Origin of the sequence: Parachryseolinea silvisoli (genome assembly GCF_021190955.1) — a bacterium.
Taxonomy (GTDB): domain Bacteria; phylum Bacteroidota; class Bacteroidia; order Cytophagales; family Cyclobacteriaceae; genus Ohtaekwangia; species Ohtaekwangia silvisoli.
In genome coordinates this window covers 1,822,178-1,845,905 of the sequence record NZ_JAIOAO010000001.1, presented here as the reverse complement: position 1 = coordinate 1,845,905, position 23,728 = coordinate 1,822,178, and the positions used below count along the sequence as shown (strand labels likewise).

The 23,728-nt window shown below is 54.1% G+C and carries 22 protein-coding genes; 12 read left to right on the top strand and 10 right to left on the bottom strand.

The annotated features are described in order from the left end of the window. The first annotated feature begins 24 nt into the window (after window positions 1-24). The 6 genes from guaA to hutI all read left to right on the top strand — a co-directional run bounded on the left by guaA (window position 25) and on the right by hutI (window position 9,611). Window positions 25-1,554 carry a glutamine-hydrolyzing GMP synthase gene (gene guaA, locus K7P01_RS07705; RefSeq protein ID WP_267291517.1) on the top strand — a complete coding sequence of 510 codons (1,530 nt, stop codon included), beginning with the start codon at window positions 25-27 and terminating at the stop codon, window positions 1,552-1,554. Between the two features lie 26 nt (window positions 1,555-1,580). Further along, entirely contained in the window at window positions 1,581-3,302 is a 1,722-nt protein-coding gene (locus K7P01_RS07700) for a type 1 periplasmic-binding domain-containing protein (protein ID WP_267291515.1), read from the top strand. A gap of 11 nt (window positions 3,303-3,313) precedes the next feature. After that, entirely contained in the window at window positions 3,314-4,606 is a 1,293-nt protein-coding gene (gene hemL / locus K7P01_RS07695; RefSeq protein WP_267291513.1) for a glutamate-1-semialdehyde 2,1-aminomutase, read from the top strand. A gap of 70 nt (window positions 4,607-4,676) precedes the next feature. Next, the gene (locus K7P01_RS07690) at window positions 4,677-7,172 is read left to right on the top strand and encodes a GAF domain-containing protein (RefSeq protein WP_267291511.1); all 2,496 of its coding nucleotides are present in this window, start codon (window positions 4,677-4,679) and stop codon (window positions 7,170-7,172) included. Window positions 7,173-7,285: 113 nt separating this feature from the next. Then, window positions 7,286-8,359 carry a hypothetical protein gene (locus K7P01_RS07685; RefSeq protein WP_267291509.1) on the top strand — a complete coding sequence of 358 codons (1,074 nt, stop codon included), beginning with the start codon at window positions 7,286-7,288 and terminating at the stop codon, window positions 8,357-8,359. Between the two features lie 13 nt (window positions 8,360-8,372). Further along, the gene (hutI, locus tag K7P01_RS07680) at window positions 8,373-9,611 is read left to right on the top strand and encodes an imidazolonepropionase (RefSeq protein ID WP_267291507.1); all 1,239 of its coding nucleotides are present in this window, start codon (window positions 8,373-8,375) and stop codon (window positions 9,609-9,611) included. A 130-nt stretch (window positions 9,612-9,741) separates the two neighbouring features. Here the strand turns inward: hutI and K7P01_RS07675 are convergent, their stop codons facing one another. Continuing rightward, the gene (locus K7P01_RS07675; protein ID WP_267291505.1) at window positions 9,742-10,848 is read right to left on the bottom strand and encodes a hypothetical protein; all 1,107 of its coding nucleotides are present in this window, start codon (window positions 10,846-10,848) and stop codon (window positions 9,742-9,744) included. Beyond that, window positions 10,845-11,477 carry an ABC transporter ATP-binding protein gene (locus K7P01_RS07670; RefSeq protein ID WP_267291503.1) on the bottom strand — a complete coding sequence of 211 codons (633 nt, stop codon included), beginning with the start codon at window positions 11,475-11,477 and terminating at the stop codon, window positions 10,845-10,847. The genes K7P01_RS07675 and K7P01_RS07670 overlap by 4 nt, the downstream gene beginning before the upstream one ends. Window positions 11,478-11,619: 142 nt before the next feature. On the opposite strand from K7P01_RS07670, the gene K7P01_RS07665 reads away from it, so the two are divergent. Beyond that, complete coding sequence (locus K7P01_RS07665; RefSeq protein ID WP_267291501.1) at window positions 11,620-11,976, top strand: T9SS type A sorting domain-containing protein; 357 nt, start codon at window positions 11,620-11,622, stop codon at window positions 11,974-11,976. Here the strand turns inward: K7P01_RS07665 and K7P01_RS07660 are convergent. Further along, window positions 11,957-13,003: a threonine aldolase family protein gene (locus tag K7P01_RS07660; protein ID WP_267291499.1), complete on the bottom strand. Its 1,047-nt coding sequence runs from the start codon at window positions 13,001-13,003 to the stop codon at window positions 11,957-11,959. The genes K7P01_RS07665 and K7P01_RS07660 overlap by 20 nt on opposite strands. 5 nt (window positions 13,004-13,008) lie before the next feature. Further along, the gene (locus tag K7P01_RS07655) at window positions 13,009-13,725 is read right to left on the bottom strand and encodes a DUF1003 domain-containing protein (RefSeq protein WP_267291497.1); all 717 of its coding nucleotides are present in this window, start codon (window positions 13,723-13,725) and stop codon (window positions 13,009-13,011) included. A gap of 74 nt (window positions 13,726-13,799) precedes the next feature. Here K7P01_RS07655 and K7P01_RS07650 point away from each other — a divergent pair, with 74 nt between their 5' ends. After that, a complete protein-coding gene (locus K7P01_RS07650) occupies window positions 13,800-14,627 on the top strand; it encodes a universal stress protein (protein ID WP_267291495.1) in 828 nt (275 codons plus the stop codon). A 346-nt stretch (window positions 14,628-14,973) separates the two neighbouring features. Here K7P01_RS07650 and asnS read toward each other — a convergent pair whose 3' ends face one another. Beyond that, window positions 14,974-16,407, bottom strand: coding sequence for an asparagine--tRNA ligase (asnS, locus tag K7P01_RS07645; RefSeq protein WP_267291493.1), 1,434 nt, complete (start codon window positions 16,405-16,407; stop codon window positions 14,974-14,976). 254 nt (window positions 16,408-16,661) lie between these two features. Between asnS and rpoN the strand changes: the two genes are divergently transcribed. The 3 genes from rpoN to K7P01_RS07630 are packed head-to-tail and all read left to right on the top strand — an operon-like array spanning window position 16,662 to window position 19,619. Next, window positions 16,662-18,128 (top strand): RNA polymerase factor sigma-54, encoded by a 1,467-nt coding sequence (gene rpoN, locus K7P01_RS07640; RefSeq protein ID WP_267291491.1) that lies wholly within the window; start codon window positions 16,662-16,664, stop codon window positions 18,126-18,128. Window positions 18,129-18,180: 52 nt separating this feature from the next. Beyond that, window positions 18,181-18,804, top strand: a complete 624-nt coding sequence (locus tag K7P01_RS07635) for a hypothetical protein (RefSeq protein ID WP_267291489.1) — start codon at window positions 18,181-18,183, stop codon at window positions 18,802-18,804. 32 nt (window positions 18,805-18,836) lie between these two features. Further along, window positions 18,837-19,619 (top strand): enoyl-CoA hydratase-related protein, encoded by a 783-nt coding sequence (locus tag K7P01_RS07630; protein ID WP_267291487.1) that lies wholly within the window; start codon window positions 18,837-18,839, stop codon window positions 19,617-19,619. Window positions 19,620-19,679: 60 nt separating this feature from the next. On the opposite strand, the gene K7P01_RS07625 is transcribed toward K7P01_RS07630, so the two are convergent. Next, window positions 19,680-20,372, bottom strand: coding sequence for an SIMPL domain-containing protein (locus tag K7P01_RS07625; protein ID WP_267291485.1), 693 nt, complete (start codon window positions 20,370-20,372; stop codon window positions 19,680-19,682). 149 nt (window positions 20,373-20,521) lie between these two features. Here K7P01_RS07625 and K7P01_RS07620 point away from each other — a divergent pair, with 149 nt between their 5' ends. Next, complete coding sequence (locus K7P01_RS07620; RefSeq protein WP_267291483.1) at window positions 20,522-21,382, top strand: transglutaminase-like domain-containing protein; 861 nt, start codon at window positions 20,522-20,524, stop codon at window positions 21,380-21,382. 21 nt (window positions 21,383-21,403) lie between these two features. On the opposite strand, the gene K7P01_RS07615 is transcribed toward K7P01_RS07620, so the two are convergent. The 4 genes from K7P01_RS07615 to K7P01_RS07600 all read right to left on the bottom strand — a co-directional run bounded on the left by K7P01_RS07615 (window position 21,404) and on the right by K7P01_RS07600 (window position 23,670). Then, window positions 21,404-21,925, bottom strand: a complete 522-nt coding sequence (locus K7P01_RS07615; protein WP_267291481.1) for a GNAT family N-acetyltransferase — start codon at window positions 21,923-21,925, stop codon at window positions 21,404-21,406. Window positions 21,926-22,093: 168 nt separating this feature from the next. Further along, window positions 22,094-22,246, bottom strand: a complete 153-nt coding sequence (locus K7P01_RS07610) for a hypothetical protein (protein WP_267291479.1) — start codon at window positions 22,244-22,246, stop codon at window positions 22,094-22,096. A 265-nt stretch (window positions 22,247-22,511) separates the two neighbouring features. Then, window positions 22,512-23,144, bottom strand: a complete 633-nt coding sequence (locus K7P01_RS07605) for a peroxiredoxin (RefSeq protein WP_267291477.1) — start codon at window positions 23,142-23,144, stop codon at window positions 22,512-22,514. A 79-nt stretch (window positions 23,145-23,223) separates the two neighbouring features. Continuing rightward, window positions 23,224-23,670, bottom strand: a complete 447-nt coding sequence (locus K7P01_RS07600) for an RrF2 family transcriptional regulator (RefSeq protein WP_254086195.1) — start codon at window positions 23,668-23,670, stop codon at window positions 23,224-23,226. Window positions 23,671-23,728: the final 58 nt, after the last annotated feature.

The following is a 23,728-nucleotide window of genomic DNA, read 5'->3' as shown; positions in this document are numbered from 1 at the left end:
AAAAGTCGGTTTATCTTTGCACCCATGTCGCAACAGATACTGATCCTCGATTTCGGCTCCCAGTACACCCAGCTCATTGCCCGCCGCGTGCGCGAACTGAATGTCTACTGCGAAATCCACCCCTTTAACAAAATTCCCACCTTAACGCCTGATATTAAGGGTGTTATTCTGTCCGGCAGCCCCTGCTCCGTGCGCGATGCCGGCAGCCCCGACATTGACATGAGCCTGTTTGAAGGCAAGGTGCCCGTGCTGGGGGTGTGTTATGGTGCCCAGTTGATCGCCCACAAAACAGGCGGCAACGTGCTGCCCTCGACCATCCGCGAATACGGCCGCGCCAAGCTGTCGACCGTGGATCACCACAACGCGCTGCTAAAAGAAATTTCACTCGACACCCAGGTGTGGATGTCACACGGCGACACGATCGCGTCGGTACCCGACTCGTTCGAGATCATCGCCAGCACGCCTTCGGTGAAGGTTGCCGCCTATCGTGTAAAAGGCACCGACACCTACGGCATCCAGTTCCACCCCGAAGTAACACACACCCTGCAAGGCAAAGAGCTGCTGCGCAATTTTGTGGTACACATCTGCGGCTGTGCACAGGATTGGACGTCTGATCAGTTCGTGGAAGCCACCGTGGCCGACCTGCAGAAAAAGCTCGGCAATGACCGGGTGGTCATGGCGCTCTCCGGGGGCGTCGACTCGACCGTCGCCGCCATTCTGGTCCACAAAGCCATCGGAAAAAATCTCCACTGTATTTTTGTGGACAACGGTCTGCTGCGCAAGGGTGAGTTCGAGCAGGTGCTCGATTCGTACAAGCACATGGGCCTGAACATTAAAGGCGTCGACGCCAAAGAGAAATTCTATACGGCCCTGGCGGGGTTAACCGACCCCGAAGCAAAACGCAAAGCCATTGGCAAGACTTTTATAGATGTATTTGACGAAGAGTCACACGCGCTGACCGATGTGAAATGGCTGGGGCAAGGTACCATCTACCCCGACATCATCGAATCGGTATCCGTGAAAGGTCCTTCGGTCACCATCAAGTCGCACCACAACGTGGGCGGCCTGCCGGCGAAGATGAAACTGAAGATCGTGGAGCCCCTCAATACCTTGTTCAAAGACGAGGTACGGCTGGTGGGCAAAACGCTCGGCATCGATCCGACCATTCTGGGGCGCCATCCGTTCCCCGGACCGGGACTGGGCATCCGCATCCTGGGCGATATCACGGCCGACAAAGTCCGCATTCTGCAAGAGGTGGACAGCGTCTTTATCGGCGGCCTGCGCGAGCACGGCCTGTACGACAAAGTATGGCAAGCCGGCGCCATGTTGCTGCCGGTACAGTCGGTGGGCGTGATGGGGGATGAACGTACCTACGAGCGTGTGGTGAGCCTGCGGGCCGTGACCAGCACCGATGGCATGACGGCCGACTGGGCCCACTTGCCGTACGAGTTCCTGGCCACCGTGTCGAGCGACATCATCAACAAGGTAAAAGGAGTGAACCGCGTGGTGTACGACATCAGCTCGAAGCCACCCGCGACCATCGAGTGGGAATAAGAACATAACAACCCGTATTCTAACGCATGAGAATAAGAGCCTATAGTTTCTGTCTGGTCCTTTTCGTTTTAACGACATCGGTATACGCGCAGCTGGATTACAATAAACAGTTCTTTAACGCCAAGCAGCTTTTCCGTGAAGGAAAATACAACCTGGCCATGGAGAGCTTCAAGCCGCTGATACCGTACGACCAACGTAACCCGTATGCTCAATATGCTTCTTTCTACTACGGCCTGGCCGCCTACAAGCAAGGCTTTCCGGCCGTAGCCAAAGACCAGTTCAACCAGCTCAAGACGCAACACGCTACCTGGGAGAAGATCGACGAGGTGAACTTCTGGCTTGCCAAAATATACTTCGACGGCAAAGACTACTTCCAGGGCATGAAGTTGCTGGCACAGATAAAGGATAAAAAGCTGCAACCCGATGTCGAGGCGCTAAAAACCAAAGCGCTGTCGGACCTTCAGGACGCAGAGACCCTGCGCATGATGCGCGAGGAGTATCCCAAAGACGAGACCATCGGCAAGTTGCTGGCCGCGGCGTTGGCAAAGGACCTGACCGATCCCGAAAGCCGCACGCAGCTGGAAGCGCTCGTGGACCAGTTGCACCTGAAGAAAACAGAGTATATTCCGGAAGCTCCCAAAAGCTATAAGAAGGATATCTATACGGTTTCGGTGTTGATGCCTTTTATGGTGCAGACACTCGAGCCGTCTCCAGGCCGCAAAAAGAATCAGATCGTACTCGACTTTTACGAAGGCATGAAGCAGGCCGTCGATACGCTGGCCAAACAGGGCGTGAAGATCAGTCTGCGCGCGTACGACACCGAGCGCAGCACGACCAAGCTGCGTACGGCACTGGCGTTGCCTGAGTTGAAAAGCACCGACTTGCTGGTCGGCCCCTTCTTTCACGAAGAGAACCCCCTCTTGAAAGAGTTTTCGCAACAACAAAAGATCAACCTGTTTAACCCGTTGGCCAACAGCAGCGACCTGATCAGCAACAACCCGTACGGCTACCTGTTTCAGCCCTCGGAAGAAACGCTGGGCCAAAAGGCCGGTGCCTTTGTGGCAGCTCATGCGCGCAAGAAAAACTGTATTGTATACTACGGCACGTCGCGCCGCGACTCGGTGCTGGCGGCCAACTTTATTCAGCAGGCACGGCAGGACGGCGTGAAGATTTTGTCGTCGCAGCGCATTGCCCGCGAGGGTGTCGCCAAGATCCTGACCACACTGGCCACGCCCACAGAATACGACGAGTTTAAATATCCCAAGCAGTTCACACTGAAGAAAGACAGCCTGGGCAGCATCTTTGTCGCAACCGACGAAGCCCTGATCTATACCAAGGTATTGAGCGGTGTCGAGACGCGCGGCGACTCGGTGCTGGTGATAGGATCGGAGTCATGGCTGGACCAACCTACGGTCGACCTCGAAAAATACAACATCCTGCCCATCGTGCTGGAAGCGCCGAACTATGCGCAACCCGACGCGGTGCACTACCGGGCTTTCTTTCACAAGTACGTTCATACGCACGGCCGCACGCCGTCGGCTTATGCGCGCATGGGCTATGAGTTCATGCTTTTCGCCGGTCTGCAGCTGCGCGACAACGGTGTATATTTTCAGGATGGCCTCAGCCGCCAGGCGTTTGTGCCGGGCAGCCTGACCACAGGCTATAATTACCAGTTCAGCCACGACAACCAGCTGGTGCCGTTCATCCGGTTCCGTCACGGTAAGGCTACTGTAGTAGACAAACGATAATCTTCGCAGCGATGCACGATATTTCCAAGAGCACATCCATTTTTGAACGCGCCAAACAAAGTATACCCGGCGGTGTAAACTCCCCTGTCCGTGCTTTTCGCGCGGTAGGCGGCAACCCGCTCTTTATGCAGCGAGCCAAAGGCGCTTATCTGTACGACGAAGATGGCCACGAATACGTAGACATGATCAACTCGTGGGGGCCGATGATCCTCGGGCATGCGCACCCCATCGTGGAGGAGGCCGTCAAGGCCGCACTGGCATACTCGCCGTCGTTTGGTGCGCCGACGCTGCGCGAGGTGGAGATGGCGGAGCTGATCTGTGCGCTGGTGCCGTCCGTGGAGAAAGTGCGCATGGTGAACTCGGGCACCGAGGCCACCATGTCGGCCGTGCGGGTAGCCCGCGGGTTTACCGGACGCGACAAGATCATTAAAATGGAAGGCTGCTACCACGGCCACGGCGACTCGTTCCTGATCGCTGCCGGCAGTGGCGCCCTGACCTTCGGCACACCCGATAGCCCCGGCGTTACCAAGGGCACCGCGCGCGATACGCTGCTCGCCCCCTTCAACGACCTGGAAGCCATCGAAGAACGCGTAGAAGAAAACAAAGGCCAGGTGGCCGCGATTATATTAGAGCCGGTAGTCGGCAATATGGGGTGCGTGGCACCGCAGGCAGGCTACCTGCAGGGACTGCGCGCCTTGTGCGACCGTCACAACATCGTGCTCATCTTTGACGAAGTCATGACAGGCTTCCGCCTGGCACCCGGCGGTGCGCAGGAGCTGTACGGCGTAACACCCGATATGACCACGCTGGGTAAGATCATCGGGGGTGGTTTGCCTGTAGGGGCGTATGGCGGCCGGAAAGAGATCATGGACTTTGTATCGCCGGTGGGTCCGGTATACCAGGCAGGCACCTTGTCGGGCAACCCCCTGGCCATGGCCGCGGGCCTGGCCATGTTGCGTTACCTGCAGGGGCACCCCGAAGTGTACCAGCACATCGAACGGATGACTACCGCGTTGGTACAAGGGTTGACACAACAGATAAAAGAAGCCGGTGTAAAAGCGACCATTAATCAGGTGGGTTCTATGTTTACACTTTTCTTTACCGACAAGCATGTGATCGACTTTGAAACGGCCAAGACCGTCGATACGCAAAAATTCGCCACGTATTTCCAGGCCATGTTGCAACAAGGGATCTACCTGGCGCCTTCGCAGTACGAAGCCATGTTCATTTCTGCAGCAATTGATGAAAAACTAATTTCCAGGATACTCGAAGCAAGCCGCCGGGCATTGGCCACATTGGGATGAGAGCAGAAATATTGCTAACTTTTCACTGATGAGGCCCTCACCTCTAACCGGAAATTTTTTAACCAACTTCATGAAAAACCGAGCCCTGAAGTACTCCGTCGGCTTTGCCGTCGCGGGGGTACTGATCACGTTGTTGATCGCCTACGTGGAGCGCGATACCATCAACACGTACGAACGTAACCTTCCCTACATCTCGCTGGGCGACAACCTCAAGAACCGTGTCACCAAGGCACACCTGTGGTTCGAAGAGCTGCTGGCCGGCGACGCTTCTGTAAACTATGAAAAAGACGTGCACAAGGCGTTTACGACGTCACGTGACATATTACAGGGCGCCTACGATGGCAAGGAAACCGAGCTGGGCCTGTTCGAAATTCACGACGACGAAGACACAAAAGCCATTCTGAAAGAAGGCATTATTATCCTCGAAAACCTGATGGCTTCGGCGCAGGAAAGGATCAACCATAAGCCCCAGGCGGCCGCTCCGGTCCAGACAGACAGCACCGGCGCGATCATCGCAACACCCCCCTCGGTAGACAATGTGGGCCCCGCGCTCGATGAAAAATTCGACCGCGAGTACGAGGCCTTTCAGTCAAAAATGGACCAACTTATTACACATGTCAACAAATCCGTAAAATCTGACGCTTCGTACATCAACACCCTGGCGTGGATCTCTATTCCGCTGGTCGGTTTGGGTGTTCTGGGCTTGTGCCTGCTGCTGTACAAACTGCAGCGCAGCTCGGACGCGTTGGTGGCGGTCAATACAGAACGCCTGTTGCAACAGAACGACGAGAAGGCAGCGGTGATGACCTTTATCGAAGCGATCTCGTCGGGTAATTATGGTGTCGAGCTGGGCCTGAAAGAGGCCGACAACCTCGGCACGACCATGATCTCCATGCGCGACAAATTGCGCCGCAACGCCGAAGAAGACCGCCGCCGAAACTGGTCGAATACCGGTATCGCACAGGTAGGAGAAATTCTGCGGACGACCAATATATCAACGACTGAGCTGTACGATAACATCATCCGGTTTGTGGTGAAGTATACCAAAAGCAACCAGGGCGGCATGTTCGTGCTCAACGAAGAAAACGAACAGGATAAATATCTGGAGCTGGTAGCCTGCTATGCGTTCGAACGCAAAAAATACCTGCATAAAAAAGTAGGAATAGGCGAAGGGCTCGTCGGACAGAGCTACCTGGAAGGACAGAAGATTTATTTGCTGGAAGTACCCGAAGAATATATCTCCATCACCTCGGGCCTCGGCGGCTCGAACCCCAATGCTTTGCTGCTGATGCCCCTCAAAGTAAACGAGCAAATCTACGGTGTGCTGGAGCTCGCGACCTTTGGCAAATATGAAGATTACGAGATCGGCCTGGTAGAAAAGCTGGCCGAGACGATTGCGTCGACGATCTCGACTGTACGCATCAATGAAAGCACGCGCGAGCTGTTGGAGAAGACCCAGCAGCAAGCGGAAGAGATGCGCGCCCAGGAGGAAGAGATGCGCCAGAACATGGAAGAGCTCGAAGCCACCCAGGAGGAGATGCGCCGCAAAGAAAAACACATCCAGAACATGCTGGACGGCGAAAAACATCGGAACGAGATCAGCCAAAAGAACCGCCGCGCACAAATGGAGCTGACCAAAAACAACGACGTGCAGTCGGGCAACTGGAATGCCGCCATCGAAAAGATTACGTCGACCATCGCCACGCAAATACACGTGTCACGCTGCGGCATCTGGTCGTTCAACAATACCCGTAACAAACTCACGTCCGACAAGCTCTATACACTTTCCAATCGCAGCTTCTCGACCGGCGCGGAATGGTTGGCCAAAGATTATCCCGGATTCTTTGAAGCCATTACAAGCGAAGAAGTGCTGGCAATAAAAGACGTCGCCAGCCACGCGGCTACACGCGAGCTTCACGCCGGCTACCTGCGCCCCAATGGTGTCGCATCGGTATTGAATGTGCCTTTCTTTAACGAAGGCCGTATTGCCGGTATCATTAGCTGCGAGCAGCAAGGCGAAGCGAAAGAGTGGACGGAAGAAGATATCGAGTTTCTGAAGTCGTGCTCGGACCTGGTGACGGTGGCATACAATACCATGAAGATAAATACCATGGTGGAAGAGATGCAGTCTACCCAGCAGACACTGCAAGCTGTCATTGACAATATACCCCGCGCTATCTTCTGGAAAGATAAAGACCTGCGCTTTCAGGGTGCCAACCGCATCTTTGCGCAAGTGGCCGGTGTTCGGTCGCCGCGCGAGCTGGTGGGCCTGACCGACTTTGACATGCCCTGGAAAGACCACGCCGACGCCTATCGCAAAGATGACCTGACCGTGATCGAAAGCCGCAAGTCGCGCATGGACCAGGAAGAACGGAACGTAAACAGCGCGGGCACGGAATCGTGGGTGCTGACCAGCAAGGTGGTTATTACCAACCAGCATGGCGAGGTAACGGGGGTGCTGGGCATGTTCGAAGATATTACCGACCGCAAGCACCGTGAAACGGATACCCAGATGAAGCTCCAGGAGCTGGAAGCCTTGAAAAAGACGCTCGGCGCCAAAGGATAATTGATTTTTTGGACCAAACTCTTACCTCTGTTGCCAGGGCGGTATTCAGGGGGAAGTATTTTTTTCCCTGGATTGACTATTTTTACTGAAAATTACCCTAATCTACCCGGTTTATGAACTATCGCTTTTTACTAATCATGACTGCGTTTGTGGCCTGCACAGGTCATCTTTTTGCGCAGGGTGAACGAAAGGATAAAACGGCCGTTACCTACGAAGAGCTGTATGACGAACCGTATTCGGTCAACAAGCTTTTTATAGGCATCCAACCCCTGTATGGCGAGCTCTTCGTAACCAACGTCAACGCCGGCTTTGGTATGGAGGCTGCGTACTACTATAAAGACAAAGCAGATTTCCACGCCCACTTTCGCAAGACCTATAGTCAGCAGTTCTTCGACTTTTCGCGCGACCTGGCCGCGAAACAAAGCAGCGTGGACAACCGCGCCGAGGTATACAACTACTTCGAGCTGGGCGGCACGTACCACGTAAAGGACTTTGAACAGAGCTCGAAGACCAAGATGTTCTTGTACAAAAAGAGCTACCGCGGCGACAAATGGGCCGCCCGTGTGCCCCTCAGCGCCGACGTACCGTGCAAGGTGCGTAAGATCTATGGTGTGCGCGTGGGCGCGATCATCTGGGATAGCTCCACCGACCTGGAACGTGTACTCGACAAACAAGGCCTGACAAACGCCGACCTGAAAACAGCCGAAGGCGTACCCCTGCCCGATACCGAATTTAACGACCGCGGCGAAGCCATTGAGGTACACCCCTTCACCAACATCGCGACGGTGGGTGGTTACGTGGGTGGCTCGATGAGCTGGATCAAAAACGTAGCCGTAAACTTTGACAAGTTTGAAGAAGGTATCGACGACCTGATCTTTACCGCCTATGCGGACATACTCCTGTCGCCCTCCATGCGCCTCGACGACCTGGTCTATACCAACAAAGGCCCCAACGGCGAACCGATCGGCCCGACCATGACATACCTGGTAGACCCGGTCAAGACAAAGATCTTTGGTTTCCGCATGGGCATCGATGGTCGCTTTAACCGCCAGTTCAGCTGGGCATATGGCATCGAGACCGGCTACCGCCCCAGCATTCAGGGCCGTTCGTACTATGCGTTGCTGAAGATCAGCTTCCCGGTATTCGGCACGAACCTCGACTACAAGGTAGAATCCTTCGGAAAATAAGCCCGGCCACAGCATGGCCGCCATCCTCATTACCCATATCAAAGGCCTGGTGCAGGTCCGCGAGCCTGGCATAGCGCCCGTAAAAGGCGCTGCCATGGATACGCTCCCCGTACTGGCCGACGCCTGGCTCTGGCTGGCCGACGGCAAGATTGCCGGCTTCGGCTCCATGGAACAGCTCCCCGCCGTGCCCGGCGCAGAAGTCATCAATGCCTCGGGTCGTTTTGTATTCCCCGCCTTTGTCGACTCGCATACACACCTGGTATTTGCCGCCAGCCGGGAGGAGGAGTTTGTGCTCAAAATCAAAGGTGCCACCTACGCCGACATCGCTGCGAAAGGTGGCGGTATCCTGAACTCCGCCCGCACCCTGCAGCAAACCAGCGAAGACGAATTGCTCGCCCGGGCATTACCCCGCGCGCACGAGATCATGCGTACCGGTACCGGCGCCGTGGAGATCAAGAGTGGCTATGGGCTCACCGTACAAGACGAGCTGAAGATGCTGCGCGTCGCCCGTCGCATCGGACAGGAGACACCGCTTACCGTGAAGACTACCTTCCTGGGAGCACACGCCGTGCCCGCCGGCATGACGAAAGAGGACTATGTGCGGCAGGTGATCGAGGAAATGATCCCCGCTGTCGCGGAAGCAAGACTGGCCGATTATATAGACGTGTTTTGCGAGCAGGGATTTTTTACACCCGACGATACCCTACGCATCTTTGAAGCCGGTAAACAAGTGGGACTCAAGCCGCGCGTACATGCCAACCAGCTACACCGCTCCGGCGGCGTACAGGCAGGCGTACAAGCCGGCGCATTGAGCGTCGACCACCTGGAAAATATAGGAGAAGAGGAAATCGCCGCCCTGCAGGGAAGTAACGTCATGCCTACCGCGCTGCCCGGCGCTGCTTTCTTTCTGAATCTTCCCTTTCCCCCCGCGCGCCAGCTGATCGGCGCCGGACTGCCCCTCGCCATTGCCTCCGACTACAATCCCGGCAGCGCCCCCAGCGGCAACATGCCCCTGATGCTTTCACTGGCGTGCATCAAAATGAAAATGACCCCCGGGGAGGCAATCAACGCCGCTACCATCAACACCGCACATGCCATAGAGCTTAGCGCAACGCACGGCAGCATCACCGTCGGCAAAGTAGCCAACGTCTTCATCACCCACCCAATCCCATCACTCGCCTTTATACCCTACGCCTTCGGCAGCAACCTCGTCGACACCGTCATCCTGAATGGAGTACGGTTAGACGTTTAGAGGCAGGTGACCGCAAGCTGGCGCAAGTATTAGCACCGAGCGTTAGCGGAGGTGCGGTACTTGTGCCTGAAACTGTTGCCAGTCTCCAGACTGGCGAGTGCCCCCGCAGGGGCATGTTAGTAGGGGCATGTTAGTTCCCCGCTCGCTGCTCAAACCGATAGAAGTACTTCATCCAACCGTATAACCCCAAAAACAAATTCACTGCCGCAAGCACCAACGCCGGCACATGAAACAACGTCAGCACCACCGACCCAATCACCCACGCAAAAGCTATCCCCCCAAGCTGCTCCGGCGCACGATCACGCCAATGCAGGAAGCCATAAAACAGTATAGCCCCCGCCAGCAGATATACCACACCCGCCATGGCCTCCGTCACCGCCAGGTTAGCCGGCAAGTAGGTGATAATAAGACCGACCTCCGGCAACAGCAGCGCGCATAACGTAACGGAAGTATACAGGATCCGTCGCCCAAACGGCAATGGCAATTGCCGCACAATAGAAAAGTGTACATGCTCGAATTGCAGCAGTTCCCAAACCAACTGCAAGTTGGCCGCTGCCACCGCCGTAATGCCCATGATCAGGAGACGGCTGTCGTATGTCTCGTCCGTATAGAGATAGGTGATGCCGAACAGCAGCAGACACCCCAAAGCCTTCGTGCCGAACAACAGCAGGGGCTGCCGACGAACAATCCATTCAATGAAGAATAGGGGATAAGGACGTACAAAGGTCTTATCCAACCAACGCCGCAGACCGCTGGGCGTATGTTGACGCTGGAAGTAGAGCCGTGCGCGGTATAATAACGCCACGGTGAAAAGGATCAACACCATCAGCGCCAGCACCACTACCACGAGGGACATCCACGCCTTTTGCCGGATAGCCATCGACCCCAGAAATATACCATACGCAATGACCGGCAGCAACTGTGCGGCGACGGCACTCAGCCAACCCAGCCACTGACTACGTATGGGCAGCAGACAGTAATGCTGCATAAACGTATTCTCCGCGCGCAGCAGCAAGGCCTGGTTAAAGCGTAAAACTTTTATGGTATAGAGCGCCCAGAGAGTGATCGGCACCAGCAGGCTGAGCGGTGTACTGACAAAGAATGACGCCAGTGCCACATGTTCCACCTTGCTCATGAAGCCTCCGGCCATCACGGCGATGAAAAGGATAAACGTGGCGTTCGCCTGATAGAAGGGGATCACAAACACCCGCGCCAGTATAGCGTGCACTACGTTCATATCGCCACTACCGTTTGGTTTGCTACCTGGCACACACCCTGTACGGGCAACAGCTCCGGCTCCCACAGCTGGTGAGACGAGATGAGGAATGTTACACCCTGGCGCTCGGCCGCGGTGCGAATGCGGTCGAACAACCTGCGGCGGGCTTGCTCGTCCAGCGTGATGAGCGGCTCGTCTAACAGGATCACCGTGGGCGTGCCGAGGAAAGCGAGCGCCAGCGAAAGTTTTTTCATCATGCCGCTGGAATACGTCTCGCAGGGCGTTTCGAAATATTGGTTCATGGCAAATGCCTCTACCAGCTCCTGTTGCTGGCTTTCCGGCGCCTGCCGGGCCTTGCCGACAAACCGCAAGAGGTCCTTGCCGGTCAAAAAGCCTGGATACAGGGGTTCTGCCTCTGCATAGTGCACCCGCCGCCGGTACGCTACCGGGTGAGCGTGCAGGGAAGTGCCGTCGTCGAATTGTACGGTACCCTGACAGGGCAACAGGCCCGCCAGCGCCTTAAAAAAGGTAGTTTTACCCGCGCCGTTCTCGCCTTTGACCCAATAGGCGCCGGGCTGGAACTGCAAGGAATCAATAGCCAATGCCAGGTGGTGGCCGTAGTGTTTCCTAAAATTTGACAGGCTTAACATGTTTAAGGAAAAATTATTGTGAAAAACTGTCAGAAATCTCAAACTTTTTAAGCTTTTGATGCGTCTAACTACTGAATCGATAAATAATCAACTCTGGTGTGATATTTGTCGTAAGGACAGGAGGACTAATTACATTATGTATTTGAAGAGAATTCTAACCGTCTGGATCATACTTCTGGCAGCCTCGTTGCAGGTGTTTGCCCAGGACGGTGACTCGCTTCGGGTACAATCCGAAACCCCCGACTTTTTCAAGTCGATCCATTTGTTCCCCAACCCGGCTGTTGAATACGTCAACGTAAAGATTGACCATGCCAATGCGCACGACATCCGTGTGACCCTGCATAACATTATCGGCAACGAAATGTCGATCGAGACCGAAGTGGTCGACGAGCACACCCTGCGGGTGCGCGTAAAAGATTTCCCGGTAGGATATTACCTCCTGGCCCTGCGCGACAAGAACTCGCGTCATACGGGTACTTTCAAATTCGTGAAGCGGTAACGGCGCCGATCAGCCGCCGTACACTGGCACCAAAGTGCCGTACATCTTCTTCTTGCGTATCGAACGAGCACATCAGGCGTATCTCCGACGTCTTTTCATTCCACACATAAAAATAGATCTCTTCCTGTAAAGCCGGAATAATGGCCGGAGGCAGCGTGGCAAAAATGCCGTTGGCTTGCACCGGTCGTGTAATGGTAACACCCGGTATGCTGCGCAGCTCCTGCTCCAGCAGTCGCGCCATCGCATTGGCATGCCCCGCGCTTTTTTTCCAAAGATCACCGCTCAACAAGGCTTCAAACTGGGCGCCGATAAAACGCATCTTCGAGTGAAGCTGCATGCTCTGCTTGCGGATGTATTTGAAGTGTTTGGCCAGCGCCGGCTGAAAGAACAATACAGCTTCGCCAAACATCAACCCATTCTTCGTACCGCCAAACGACAGTACGTCGACGCCCGCATCGACGGTAAATTCCCGAAAGGATTTACCCAGGCTCACGGCGGCGTTCGCCAGCCGCGAACCATCCATGTGCAGGTATAGATCGTGTTTGCGCGCGACAGCCGCGAGCGCCTGTATTTCTTCCACCGAATAGACCGTACCATACTCGGTCGACTGCGAGATCGAAATGACCCGCGCCTGCGGATGGTGTTGATCGTCCACCCGCTGAATGCGATGCTCCACATCGTGCGGGTAGATCTTGCCGTCTTCGGTGGGAATCGTCACCAGCTTACACCCCAGAAATTTTTCCGGTGCGGTCGATTCGTCTACGTTGATGTGTGCCAGGTCCGAGCAGATGATCGCTTCGAAGGAGCGGGTGATAGCGCTCAGGCCAATGACGTTTGCACCCGTACCGTTGTAGGCAAAGAACACTTCGGTGTCGGGTGTAAAGTGCTGGCGGAAAAGGGCTGTGGCCCGGGCGGTATATTCGTCGGCGCCATAGCTGGGCGTGTGCCCCTGGTTGGCCCGTTGTAAGGCTGTAAAGATGTCGGGGTGTACGCCGGAGTAATTATCGCTGGCAAAAGTTCGTTTCATACGTATCAGTTCTTGTCTCCACTGCCCCGGTGGTTGAGCTTGTCGAGAATATCGTCCATCAGGTCTACCTGTATCTGCTGAATCTCCAGCAGGCGTTGGTTTTGTTGTAAAATGAGGTGGTCTATCTTTTCGTGCAGCAGGCGTATTTCCAGCTCTGCCTTGAGGTTGATCTTATAGTCATGCTCCGACCGCAGGCGGTCTTTTGTCTCCTGGCGGTTCTGACTCATCATGATGATAGGCGCCTGAATAGCGGCCAGGCAGGAGAGGATCAAATTGAGCAGAATAAATGGATAAGGATCGAATGGCTTCCTGAAGAGTATAAATATATTCGTACCCATCCACACCGCGATAAAGGAGAAGAACAGAATGATGAACGTCCAGCTGCCGCCGAACTCGGCAATATGGTCGGCAATGCGCTCGCCGACAGAAGCTTCTTTCTCCAGTACGGGCTCGATATTGGACGAGAGCAATTCGTCCTGGTTGATGCTGTTGAGCACCGCCTGCTCGAGGTGTGACAGCTCGCCCACTTCGTCCTTCAGCATCTTCTCGAGGTAACGCTTGCGATAATGCAGCAGCTCGTCCAGCGACACATAGGCATCGTCGGTAAAGGTAGGATGGTCTTTTTTGATCAGGTCGCGGATGCCCGGGCGTACGTCGGTACCTTTGATTGCCTGGGAAGCGGGTATTTCGCGGTTCGAGAGGTGGCAGTGTACCTTTTTCATGATGCGCAGAAAATTAAGGTTTAATCAGGTGGGTAAAAAACATTATTTTAGGAGGCACGTAACCCTTTTTGCACATGGTCAATATCCTGGTTCCTACAGATCTGTCAGCACTATCGAAAGCCTCGGTACAGTATGCCGTAAAGATTGTCAATAAGTTGGGAGGAACCCTCACGCTGCTGCACGTTATGACCATGCTGTCGCCGACACGCACTGCCATGCGCCAGCGGGCGAAGGCGTTGGAAAAAGAGCTGGTGGAAACGGCACAGGAAGATCTGGAAGCATTCGCCCATAGCCTGTCGAAGCAGGTGAAGTTTCCCGACCCGATCCGCTGCAGGGTGGTGGTATCATCGTCGTCGTTTACCGATACCGTGCGGAAGGAAGCCCGTAAGCAACACACCGGACTGATCGTGATGGGCACACATGGTGCCAGCGGGTTGCAGAAGGTTGTATTGGGAAGCAATACCACCACGCTGATCAGCGCCAGCGCGGTGCCGGTGCTGGCCGTACCGGAGGCCGCGGCCTTTAAAGGCTTCCGGAATATGATCTACGCCACCGACATGCGTCACCTCGACAAGGAGCTGAAGATGCTGATCTCGTATGTCGAGAAGTTTAATACCACCATACACATGGTGCACATCGCGTCGTCGGGGCGCCAGGCGGTCGTGGCCGAGGAGAAGTTGGAGGAAGCGGCGGCACGGTCGGAGTATAAAAAGATCGTGACGATCGTGCTCGTGGATACAAACCTGGATACTGCGTTGGATCAATATATTGAAAACTCAAAAGCTGACGTGCTGGCGATGTTTACGCATGGGCTGAGCTTTTATGAAAAGCTCTTCAATCGCAGCCTGACCCGGCGCATGGCGTTTCATGTCAAAATTCCGTTGCTGGCCTTTAAGCATTAGTCAGCTGCCTTCGTAAGACGTTTCCCGTATTCCCAACCGTCCCCGGACAGCGCGCGGGCATCCCCATAAAAGGTGCTCTGCAATTGTTTTGCGTCCCCTCAAAAGCAAGGATAACCTAGAGATAAGCTAGTGATACGCTAGTGTTATGCTAGTGATAAGCTAGTCGTATAAAGGACTAGGTCATCTCCAGGTCATTTTTACGTCACCACGAAGACATTTGTACAGTGTACAGGCAGTTGACAGGCCTTGGGGGTATGTTGCGGGGAATTTGCCTGGCTAAAGAAATGAAAAGGGCTGCCAGCGGTGGAATCGCCGGCAGCCCATGGCCTGGTGGAGGCCTTGATGATTAAAACTCGGCGTTGCCGGGATAGCGGGGGTATGCAATGACGTCGCGGATGTTGGTCATGCCCGTCACGAACAGCATGAGGCGCTCGAAGCCGAGGCCAAAGCCGGCGTGGGGAGCCGAGCCAAATTTGCGCAGGTCGAGGTACCACCACAGGTCTTTTTCCGGCAGGTGCATTTCATGGACGCGGTTCAACAGGCGCTCATAACGCTCTTCGCGTTGCGAGCCACCGATGATCTCGCCAATGCCCGGGAAGAGCACGTCCATCGCGGCCACGGTCTTGCCGTCTTCGTTCTGGCGCATGTAAAATGCCTTGATGTCTTTCGGGTAGTTGTAGAGAATGACCGGTTTCTTAAAGTGTTTCTCTACAAGGAAGCGCTCGTGCTCCGACTGTAGATCTACGCCCCACTCTTCTACCAGGTATTGAAATTTCTTTTTCTTGTTCGGGGTGGAGTTTTTCAGGATGTCGATGGCCTCCGTGTATGACAGTCGTTGGAAGTCGTTGTCGGCTACAAAGCGCAGGCGGTCGAGCAAGCCCAGCTCGCTGCGTTGTTCCTGTGGTTTGGTGGCCTCTTCTTCCTGTGCGCGTTTGTGGAGGAACTCCAGGTCGTCGGCACAGTGCTGAAGGGCATAACGCACCAGGTACTGTAAAAACTCCTCGGCCAGCTGCATGTTGTCTTGCAGGTCGTAGAAGGCCATTTCAGGCTCGATCATCCAGAACTCCGCCAGGTGGCGTGTGGTATTGGAATTTTCGGCGCGGAAAGTCGGGCCGAAGGTATAGATGTCGCCCAGGGCCAGCGCATAGGTCTCGCCTTCGAGCTGACCGGATACGGTCAGGTTTGTCTCGCGACCGAAAAAGTCTTCTTTAAAATTTACATTGCCTTGCTCGTCGCGCGGCGGTTTGTTGGCGTCGAGGGTAGTGACGCGGAACATCGCGCCGGCACCTTCGGCGTCAGAGCCGGTAATGATCGGGGTATGGATATAAAAGAAGCCGCGTTCGTGAAAGAACTGGTGCACGGCAAAGGCCATGGCGTGGCGCATGCGCATAACGGCACCAAACGTATTGGTACGCGAACGCAAGTGCGCGATCTCGCGGAGGAACTCCAGTGAGTGCTTTTTAGGCTGCAGGGGGAATTTTTCCGCGTCGCTGTCGCCCAGTACTTCCAGGGCGGTGACCTTCAGCTCTACGCTTTGTCCCTTCGCCGGCGACGGTATCAGCTCGCCCGTGATGGAGAGGCAGGCACCCGTGGTAATGCGTTTCAGGGTGGTGTCGTCGAGGGAATTCAGCGCCACGACTGCCTGTATATTGTTGATGGTCGACCCGTCGTTGAGGGCGATGAATTGGTTGTTACGGAACGTCCGTACCCACCCTTGCACAAGTACTGTTTGGCCGGTGGGTTCGGTGGCGAGCAGCGCTTTGATCTTTGTTCTCTTCATAAATCTTGCAGAAGTGTGTAAACCGCGGACCAGTGCCGGGGGAAGAAGTATGCATGTTCTCCCGGTAACGTGTCACGGTACACAATGGCCGCAAAAAACGACAAAAACTTGCAGTTTTGAAAACTATGGTCATCTGAATGTCGAGGGAGTATAGCCCGTGGACGGGGGGCGCGTTCTACACGGTTTTTTTCGCGGTTACGGCATTTTTTATAATTTGCATGGTATTTGATCAGACGGTCAAAAAACTTCCATCGATGCAGAAACTGGGACTAAATCAATCGTTACAACAAAAGCTGTCGCCGCAGCAAATACAGTTTATCAAACTGCTGCAGGTGCCTACGGCTGAGCTGGAAACGCGCATTGAGGAAGAGTTGGAGATCAACCCCGCCCTGGAAGAGGGCGAGGACAACGAGCCTGAGCGGGCCGAAGAGCCTACCAACAATGAGGAGGATTACCCGGAGAGTGAGAATACAGCCAGCGCCGAGGACGATGTCGATATAAAAGACTACCTGCGCGACGACGATTACAGCGGGTATAAAATGCAGGGCGACGGCGATGACGACGAAGACCGCGAAATGCCGCTGCCCATGTCGACATCGTTGCACGAGCAGCTAATGGACCAGCTCGAGTTTCTGGGCCTGGATGAAAAACAATACGCCATTGGCAAACAGCTCGTGGGCAGCATCGAGGGCGACGGCTATATTCGCCGCGACCTGGAAGCGATCGCCAACGACCTCGCCTTCTCGCAGGCCATCGAGACAACAGTCGACGAGGTGGAGAACGTGCTGAAAAAGATTCAGACCTTCGACCCTCCCGGCATTGCCGCGCGCAACCTGCAGGAGTGCCTGTTGCTGCAATTGGATCGCATGGACAACGGTCACGATATTGACGTGGCAGTGGCCAAGAAGATTATCGAAGAGTGTTACGAGGAGTTTACCAAGAAGCACTACCAGAAGATCCAGCGCAAGCTCGATACTGAAGACGAAGAGTTTGTACGCGACGCGATCGACCTGATCGTAAAGCTCAACCCGAAGCCGGGAGGCAGCAGCGCGCCGTCGATGGTGAAGAATCAGTTTATTATTCCCGACTATATTCTGACGAATACCAACGGCAAGCTGGAGCTGGCCCTGAACTCGCGCAACGCCCCGGAGCTGCGCATCAGCCGGTCGTATACCGATATGTTCAAGGCTTACGACAAGAGCGATAAAAAGGACAAGAAGCTCAAGGAGGCCGTATCGTTTGTCAAGCAAAAGCTCGACGCTGCCAAATGGTTTATCGACGCCATCAAGCAACGCCAGCAAACGTTGCTGCGTACGATGCGGGCAATTATAGACTTTCAATACGACTTCTTCCTGGAAGGCGACGAGACGAAGCTCAAGCCGATGATCCTGAAAGACATCGCGAGCATGATCAACATGGACATCTCGACGGTGTCGCGGGTGGCCAGCAGCAAGGCTGTGCAGACCGACTTCGGAATCTTCCCGCTAAAATACTTCTTCTCTGAAGGTATCGCTACCGACTCGGGCGAGGAGGTGAGCAGCCGCGAGGTGAAGCAAATCATCAAAGATATTATCGAAAGCGAGGATAAGGACAAGCCTTATTCCGATGACAAACTCGAAAAGATTCTCAATGACAAAGGCTATAACATCGCGCGCCGCACGGTGGCTAAATATCGGGAACAGCTCAATATTCCAGTGGCCCGCCTGCGGAAGGAGCTGTAACGCCTCCGTTGCGCCGCAAGTCTTTTATTTTTTCATATAACCTTTCTCTTCAGTGAATACGGCTGCACGTGTAGTATCGTTTTTGTTCCATCCGTTGCTGATGGCGACGTATTTGTTTGCGCTCTTTGCCTGGACGCTGCCCTTGGCATTATCGCCCCTGCGCGAAGAGGGACATGGTAAATTTGTCCTGATCATTTTTAGCATTACGTTCGCCATGCCCGCATTGGCCATGGGCATCTTCCGGTCGATGGGTACGATCGACAGCGTGCTGATGCATACCCGGCGCGAGCGTGTTATACCGTTCTTGTTTACCACGGCACTGTACGGCACCCTTACCTATATGTTTTATACCCGCACGGGTATCCGGTTGGACGATAACCTGTTTCGGTTTATGCTCATCATCGATGCGCTGATAGTAGTCGGCACTTTGCTGACACTTTTCTGGAAGGTGAGCATGCACAGCCTGGCAGCGTGGGGCTTTACGGGCATCATGCTGGCGCTGAACCGGCTGACGGAAGACGGTTCGCTGTTCTATCCCCTCATCTGTTCGCTGGTCATTACCGGGCTGGTGATGTCGGCGCGACTGCAATTGCAGGCACATTCGATGCGCGAGGTGACTGTCGGAGGCATTGCAGGATTACTGACCAGCTTCGCTGGTATGGTGTTTCTGTTTTAGGTATCTTCGGCGTATACCAACGCTAACCCTGTATGGATTTTACGACTTTGCGCTATACCGTTGAGAACGGCGTAGCCACCATTACGTTGAATCGTCCCGACGTATACAATGCCCTGAACGACGAGATCACCTACGAGTTGCAAGATGCACTGAAGGCTGTCGCGAAAGATGCCGCGGCGCGTGTCGTGGTGCTGACCGGCGCCGGCAAGGCTTTTTGCTCGGGGCAGGATTTGAAGGCTTCGGCCGCTACCCCCAATCGCTCGTTTCAGGAATCACTACACAAACGCTATAATCCCATCATCCGGGCGATGCGTCAATTGCCGAAACCCATAGTCTGTCGGTTGAATGGTGTCGCCGCAGGCGCCGGCTGCTCGCTGGCGCTGGCGTGCGATGTGATTGTGGCGGCGGAGGATGCCGTGCTGACGGAAGTGTTTATCAATATCGGCTTGGTGCCTGATTCGGGCTCATCGTATTTTCTGCCCCGGCTGGTGGGAATGGCCAGGGCGTTTGAGCTGTGCACGCTCGGGTCGAAAGTGAGTGCGAAAGATGCCGCCGCCTGGGGACTGCTCAATCGCGCTGTGCCGGCGGATCAGTTGGATGCTGCTGTGAAGATTTATACAGATTATTATGCGACGGCGCCGACGAAGGCCATCGGGTTGATAAAAAAGATGTTGCAGAAGTCGGCAACGGCTACGCTAGACGATATGTTGGAGTATGAAGCGTATTGCCAGGAGATTGCCGGGGCTACGGCCGATCATAAAGAAGGGGTGCAGGCATTTTTGGAAAAACGCAAGCCTGCCTTTGCCGGTAAATAAAAAGTCCACGGCCTGAGTAGCATCTCGTGCCGTGGACTTTTTACGAACAATGTTGTGTGATTACTTGATCAGGAACTGTGCTGTTACCTGTGCCTGAATCGTAATCTTACGGAAGGCGGTAGGCTCTTGCGCGCCGCTGCCGTCGTAGGCTTGTGTACGCACCATGACGTTGGCAACTTCAGACATCGGGAACGGGTTGTTCTCGAATTCGCGGATCATGAGGGGTGCGCCAATGCTGGCGCCAATCGATTTTGCCAGCGCGTCGGCTTTATCGCGGGCCGCCTGCAGTGCTTTAATTTTCAGGTCGAGGCGCAGTTTCTCCAGTTCAGAGTGGCTCACTCTTGTCACCGCGATATCGTTCACTTTTACAGCGCCGAGTTTTTCAACAAGGGTTGTCAGCTCGGTGCCGCTGGTGAGCTTCAACTGGTACACTTTCTCGCGGAAAGAGTCTTTGTCTTTGCGGCCCAGCTTGCCAAGGTCAGCGCCGACGGTGGCGAGTTCGAGACGTTTCTTGTCGATGCCGGCATTTTTGAGGGCGTCGAGAAAATCTTTATCGAGTTTTTCAAGGGCTACTTTGGCGCGGTTTTCTTCAAATTCAAGGAGGCTGATGCGAACGTAAATTTCATTGGGCTCGATCTCCTGTTGGGCGTTGCCGGAAACTTCAATGAAATGCTCACCCCGGAAGAGCTCCTGTTGAGCAAAGGCAACTGTGCTGAACAACACAAGGGCAACAAACAAAATGCGTGACTTCATAGTCGTAATAATTAGTTTATGTGAATGTTTAATGAAATATTCATGCCAGAAATTCCAACGGCATAGACACCGTTGGCGGCAAAAAGGTGGGAACGCAGGTTGTTTAATATCCCACAAAAAGTTTTTACTTTAGCAAAGTATCATAGCGAATGGAATTAAAAGAAACAGAATTAAAGGCGTTGGTGTCGCTGCTGGACGATGAGGATACCCAAATCGTATCGCACGTAGAGGACAAAATACGTTCGCTCGGCACCAGTATCATACCCTTCCTGGAGCAGGAGTGGGAAAGCAACTTCAGTCCGCAGGTACAGCGGCGCATTGAGGAGCTGATACACACCTTGCAATACGAGCTCTTAAAAGAAAGGATCAGAGAATGGTACACCAGCCCCGAGCAAGATCTGCTGACAGGCATGTGGCTGGTCGCAACCTACCAATATCCCGACCTGGAGCTGATCAAGCTGAAGCAAGAGCTGGAGCAGCTGTATTATGAAACGTGGCTGGAGTTCAAACCCGACCTATACCCATTCGACCAGGTGAAGGTGGTGAACAGTGTGCTGTTTAATAAGATCAAGTTTGGCGCGAATACCAAGAACTTCCACTCGCCTGGCAACTCCCTGATCAATGTCGTGTTGGAATCCCGTAAAGGTAATCCCATCACCTTGTGTGTGATTTACCTGCTGGTGGCACAAAAGCTGAAGCTGCCGGTATACGGTGTCAATCTGCCTAACCTGTTTGTGCTTACCTACAAAGACGAGCGTCATACACAGTTCTACATCAATGCCTTTAACAAGGGGCTGATCTTTTCGCGGCAAGACATCGAGAACTATATCAGCGAGCTGCACCTCACACCGCAGACCTCGTTCTTCGAACCGTGCCCGAACCTGGAAATTATCCGCCGGGTGTTTCGTAACCTGATCATGTCGTTTGACAAGATGGGCGAGCATGCCAAAGCCGAAGAGGTAAAGGAACTGTTGCTCCTCATTGCCGACGGCAGCGACCTGGGTGTCTGATTCCTCCCGGAACGTCTTCTCTTAAAATTCAAAGTTTGGATTTTGCCAGCCCATGGGGATGTCGGCTTCGTATGCGCGGCCCGTGGTGCGAATACGCATTTCCAGGCGGCCTTCGATGCGGAAGCCAAGCGATTGGTAGAGGGCGATGGCTTTGTCATTGCTCTCGCGCGTAATGAGCTCGATGCGGCCAATATCGGGACGGTTGCGTCCGACCTCTTCCAGGAAAATGGTAAAAAGTGTGCGCCCGATCTTGCGTCCCTGGAACTGTGGGTGCACGACAAGGGTGAGCTCTGACAAGACGTGGTCGAACACGTGGATGCCCGGTTTGTAGGCGTGAATGGAACCTACCAGTTGCTCGGCATCTTCCGGATGTACGGCGACCAGGGCGAGGCCCGTGGCGAAGCTTTTGGTGAGGATGTTCTGAATATAGTCTTCGGTGATCTCGCTTTCCAGGCGAGCGATGCCGCCTTCGTGGCGGGCAACCTCTTTGTATAGAACCTTAAGCCGGTTCAGGTCGTCTATTTCTGCTGTGCGGATGTGCATGTCGTGTATACTTTGCCTTTCGGCCTGCCGGCGAAGATGGCAAATTTACGACAGGTGGCAAAGCCGCCATGACACTGCGTGTGTTCACGCCAGCGCGACGTTCTCGTAAACCTTCATGACTGGCGGGGCGGCAAAGCCGCCTACCGCGCCAAGGCAAACGTTGGCCGATCAGGCATACCGGTCGTCTGCGTGCCTTTTTCTTTTAAAGTGCCGTTTTTGTGTCCGTTCTTCTTGTGTCAGCTTAGCCAGATTATCCTGTGCCACTAAAAAGTGCTGCAGATACGAGTTACGGACCGGCGCCAGATTGATCTTATTTTCCATAGCTTCCTGTTTTGCTTCTCTAAGACAACCGTCGTGCCAAATACCCCCATGGCTCCAGACATTTCCGATTGTTTGCAAACCCTCGTATGTCTGCCGAAGGCAGTTTGCGGTTCGCCATCTCTGAATACGGGACAAGCGCCCAAAGTGTTGTAGGCGGCTTAAAAAAAGGATGGTTGAAGCAGGAGCCTTGATGTATGTTTTGGCATAAAAAAAGCTTCCGGAAGGGTATTCCGGAAGCTTGGGCGGTCAATAAAAACCATTAAGCTTAAATATTGGGTTGAGGCGTTGTTCTCAGGTAAGGCTTAATACGCTTGTGGCCCTTGGGGAATTTCGCTTCGATGTCTTCGTCTTTTACAGCCGCGGTAATGATCACGTCGTCGCCTTGTTTCCAGTTGGCGGGAGTCGCGACGCTGTAGCCGGCAGTGAGCTGGAGGCTGTCGACAACACGCAGGATCTCGTCGAAGTTGCGGCCGGTGGAGGCCGGATACGTCAGCATCAGCTTGATTTTTTTGTCGGGACCGATCACAAATACCGAGCGCACGGTAAACTTGTCGACGTTCGGATGTACCATGCCATACAGGTTGGCGACCTTAAACTCGGGGTCGGCAATGAGGGGATAGTTTACGGTCGTGTTTTGCGTTTCGTTGATATCATGGATCCATTTTTTGTGGGATTCCAGGGGGTCGGCGCTGATGGCCAGTACCTTAACGTTACGTTTAGAGAATTCGCCGGTCAACTTGGACATTGCGCCAAGCTCGGTCGTACACACGGGCGTGAAGTCGGCAGGGTGGGAGAACAGAATACCCCAGCTGTTGCCGAGCCATTCGTGGAAGTTGATTGTTCCTTCGGTCGTTTCGGCTGTGAAATCGGGAGCCAGGTCGCCTAATCGGAGTGACATAATGGGTTGTTATTTAAGTGAAACAATAATTTCGTTCGAGGGGCTAAAGTTACTTTTAATCCCTATTAAACAAATAGATTTAAACCAAACGTTTTTTCTTGGCTTTCAGTTTCGCTTCTTTTTTGGCCAGGGAGTCCAGGGTCTCTGATTTCAGCATTTCGACGGTAGCATTCCGGATTTGTTTGAAGGCATCGTGAATGCTGCAGGTCTCTTCGTCCTCACATTCGGCGCAGGGTTCATAGAACTTGTGCGTGGCACAGGACACGAGGGCAATAGCCCCGTCGAAGAGGCGCACGATCTCGGCCAGGTCTACCGTGGCAGGATCCTGCCGCAGGAAGTATCCGCCGCCTTTACCCTGTTTGCTGCCTAAAACGCCGGCGCGCTTGAGGTCGAGCAGGATGGCTTCGAGGAATTTCTTGGGAATATTGCACGCGTCAGAGATGTCTTTGATCAGAAACTTGGCTTCAGGCTCTTTCGCCATGTGCACAAGGGCGTGGATGGCGTATTTACATTTTTTGGATAGCATACCTGCGACAATTTAATGAATTAGGAATTTTGTAGTTGCCTTCGAACATTTAATTTTG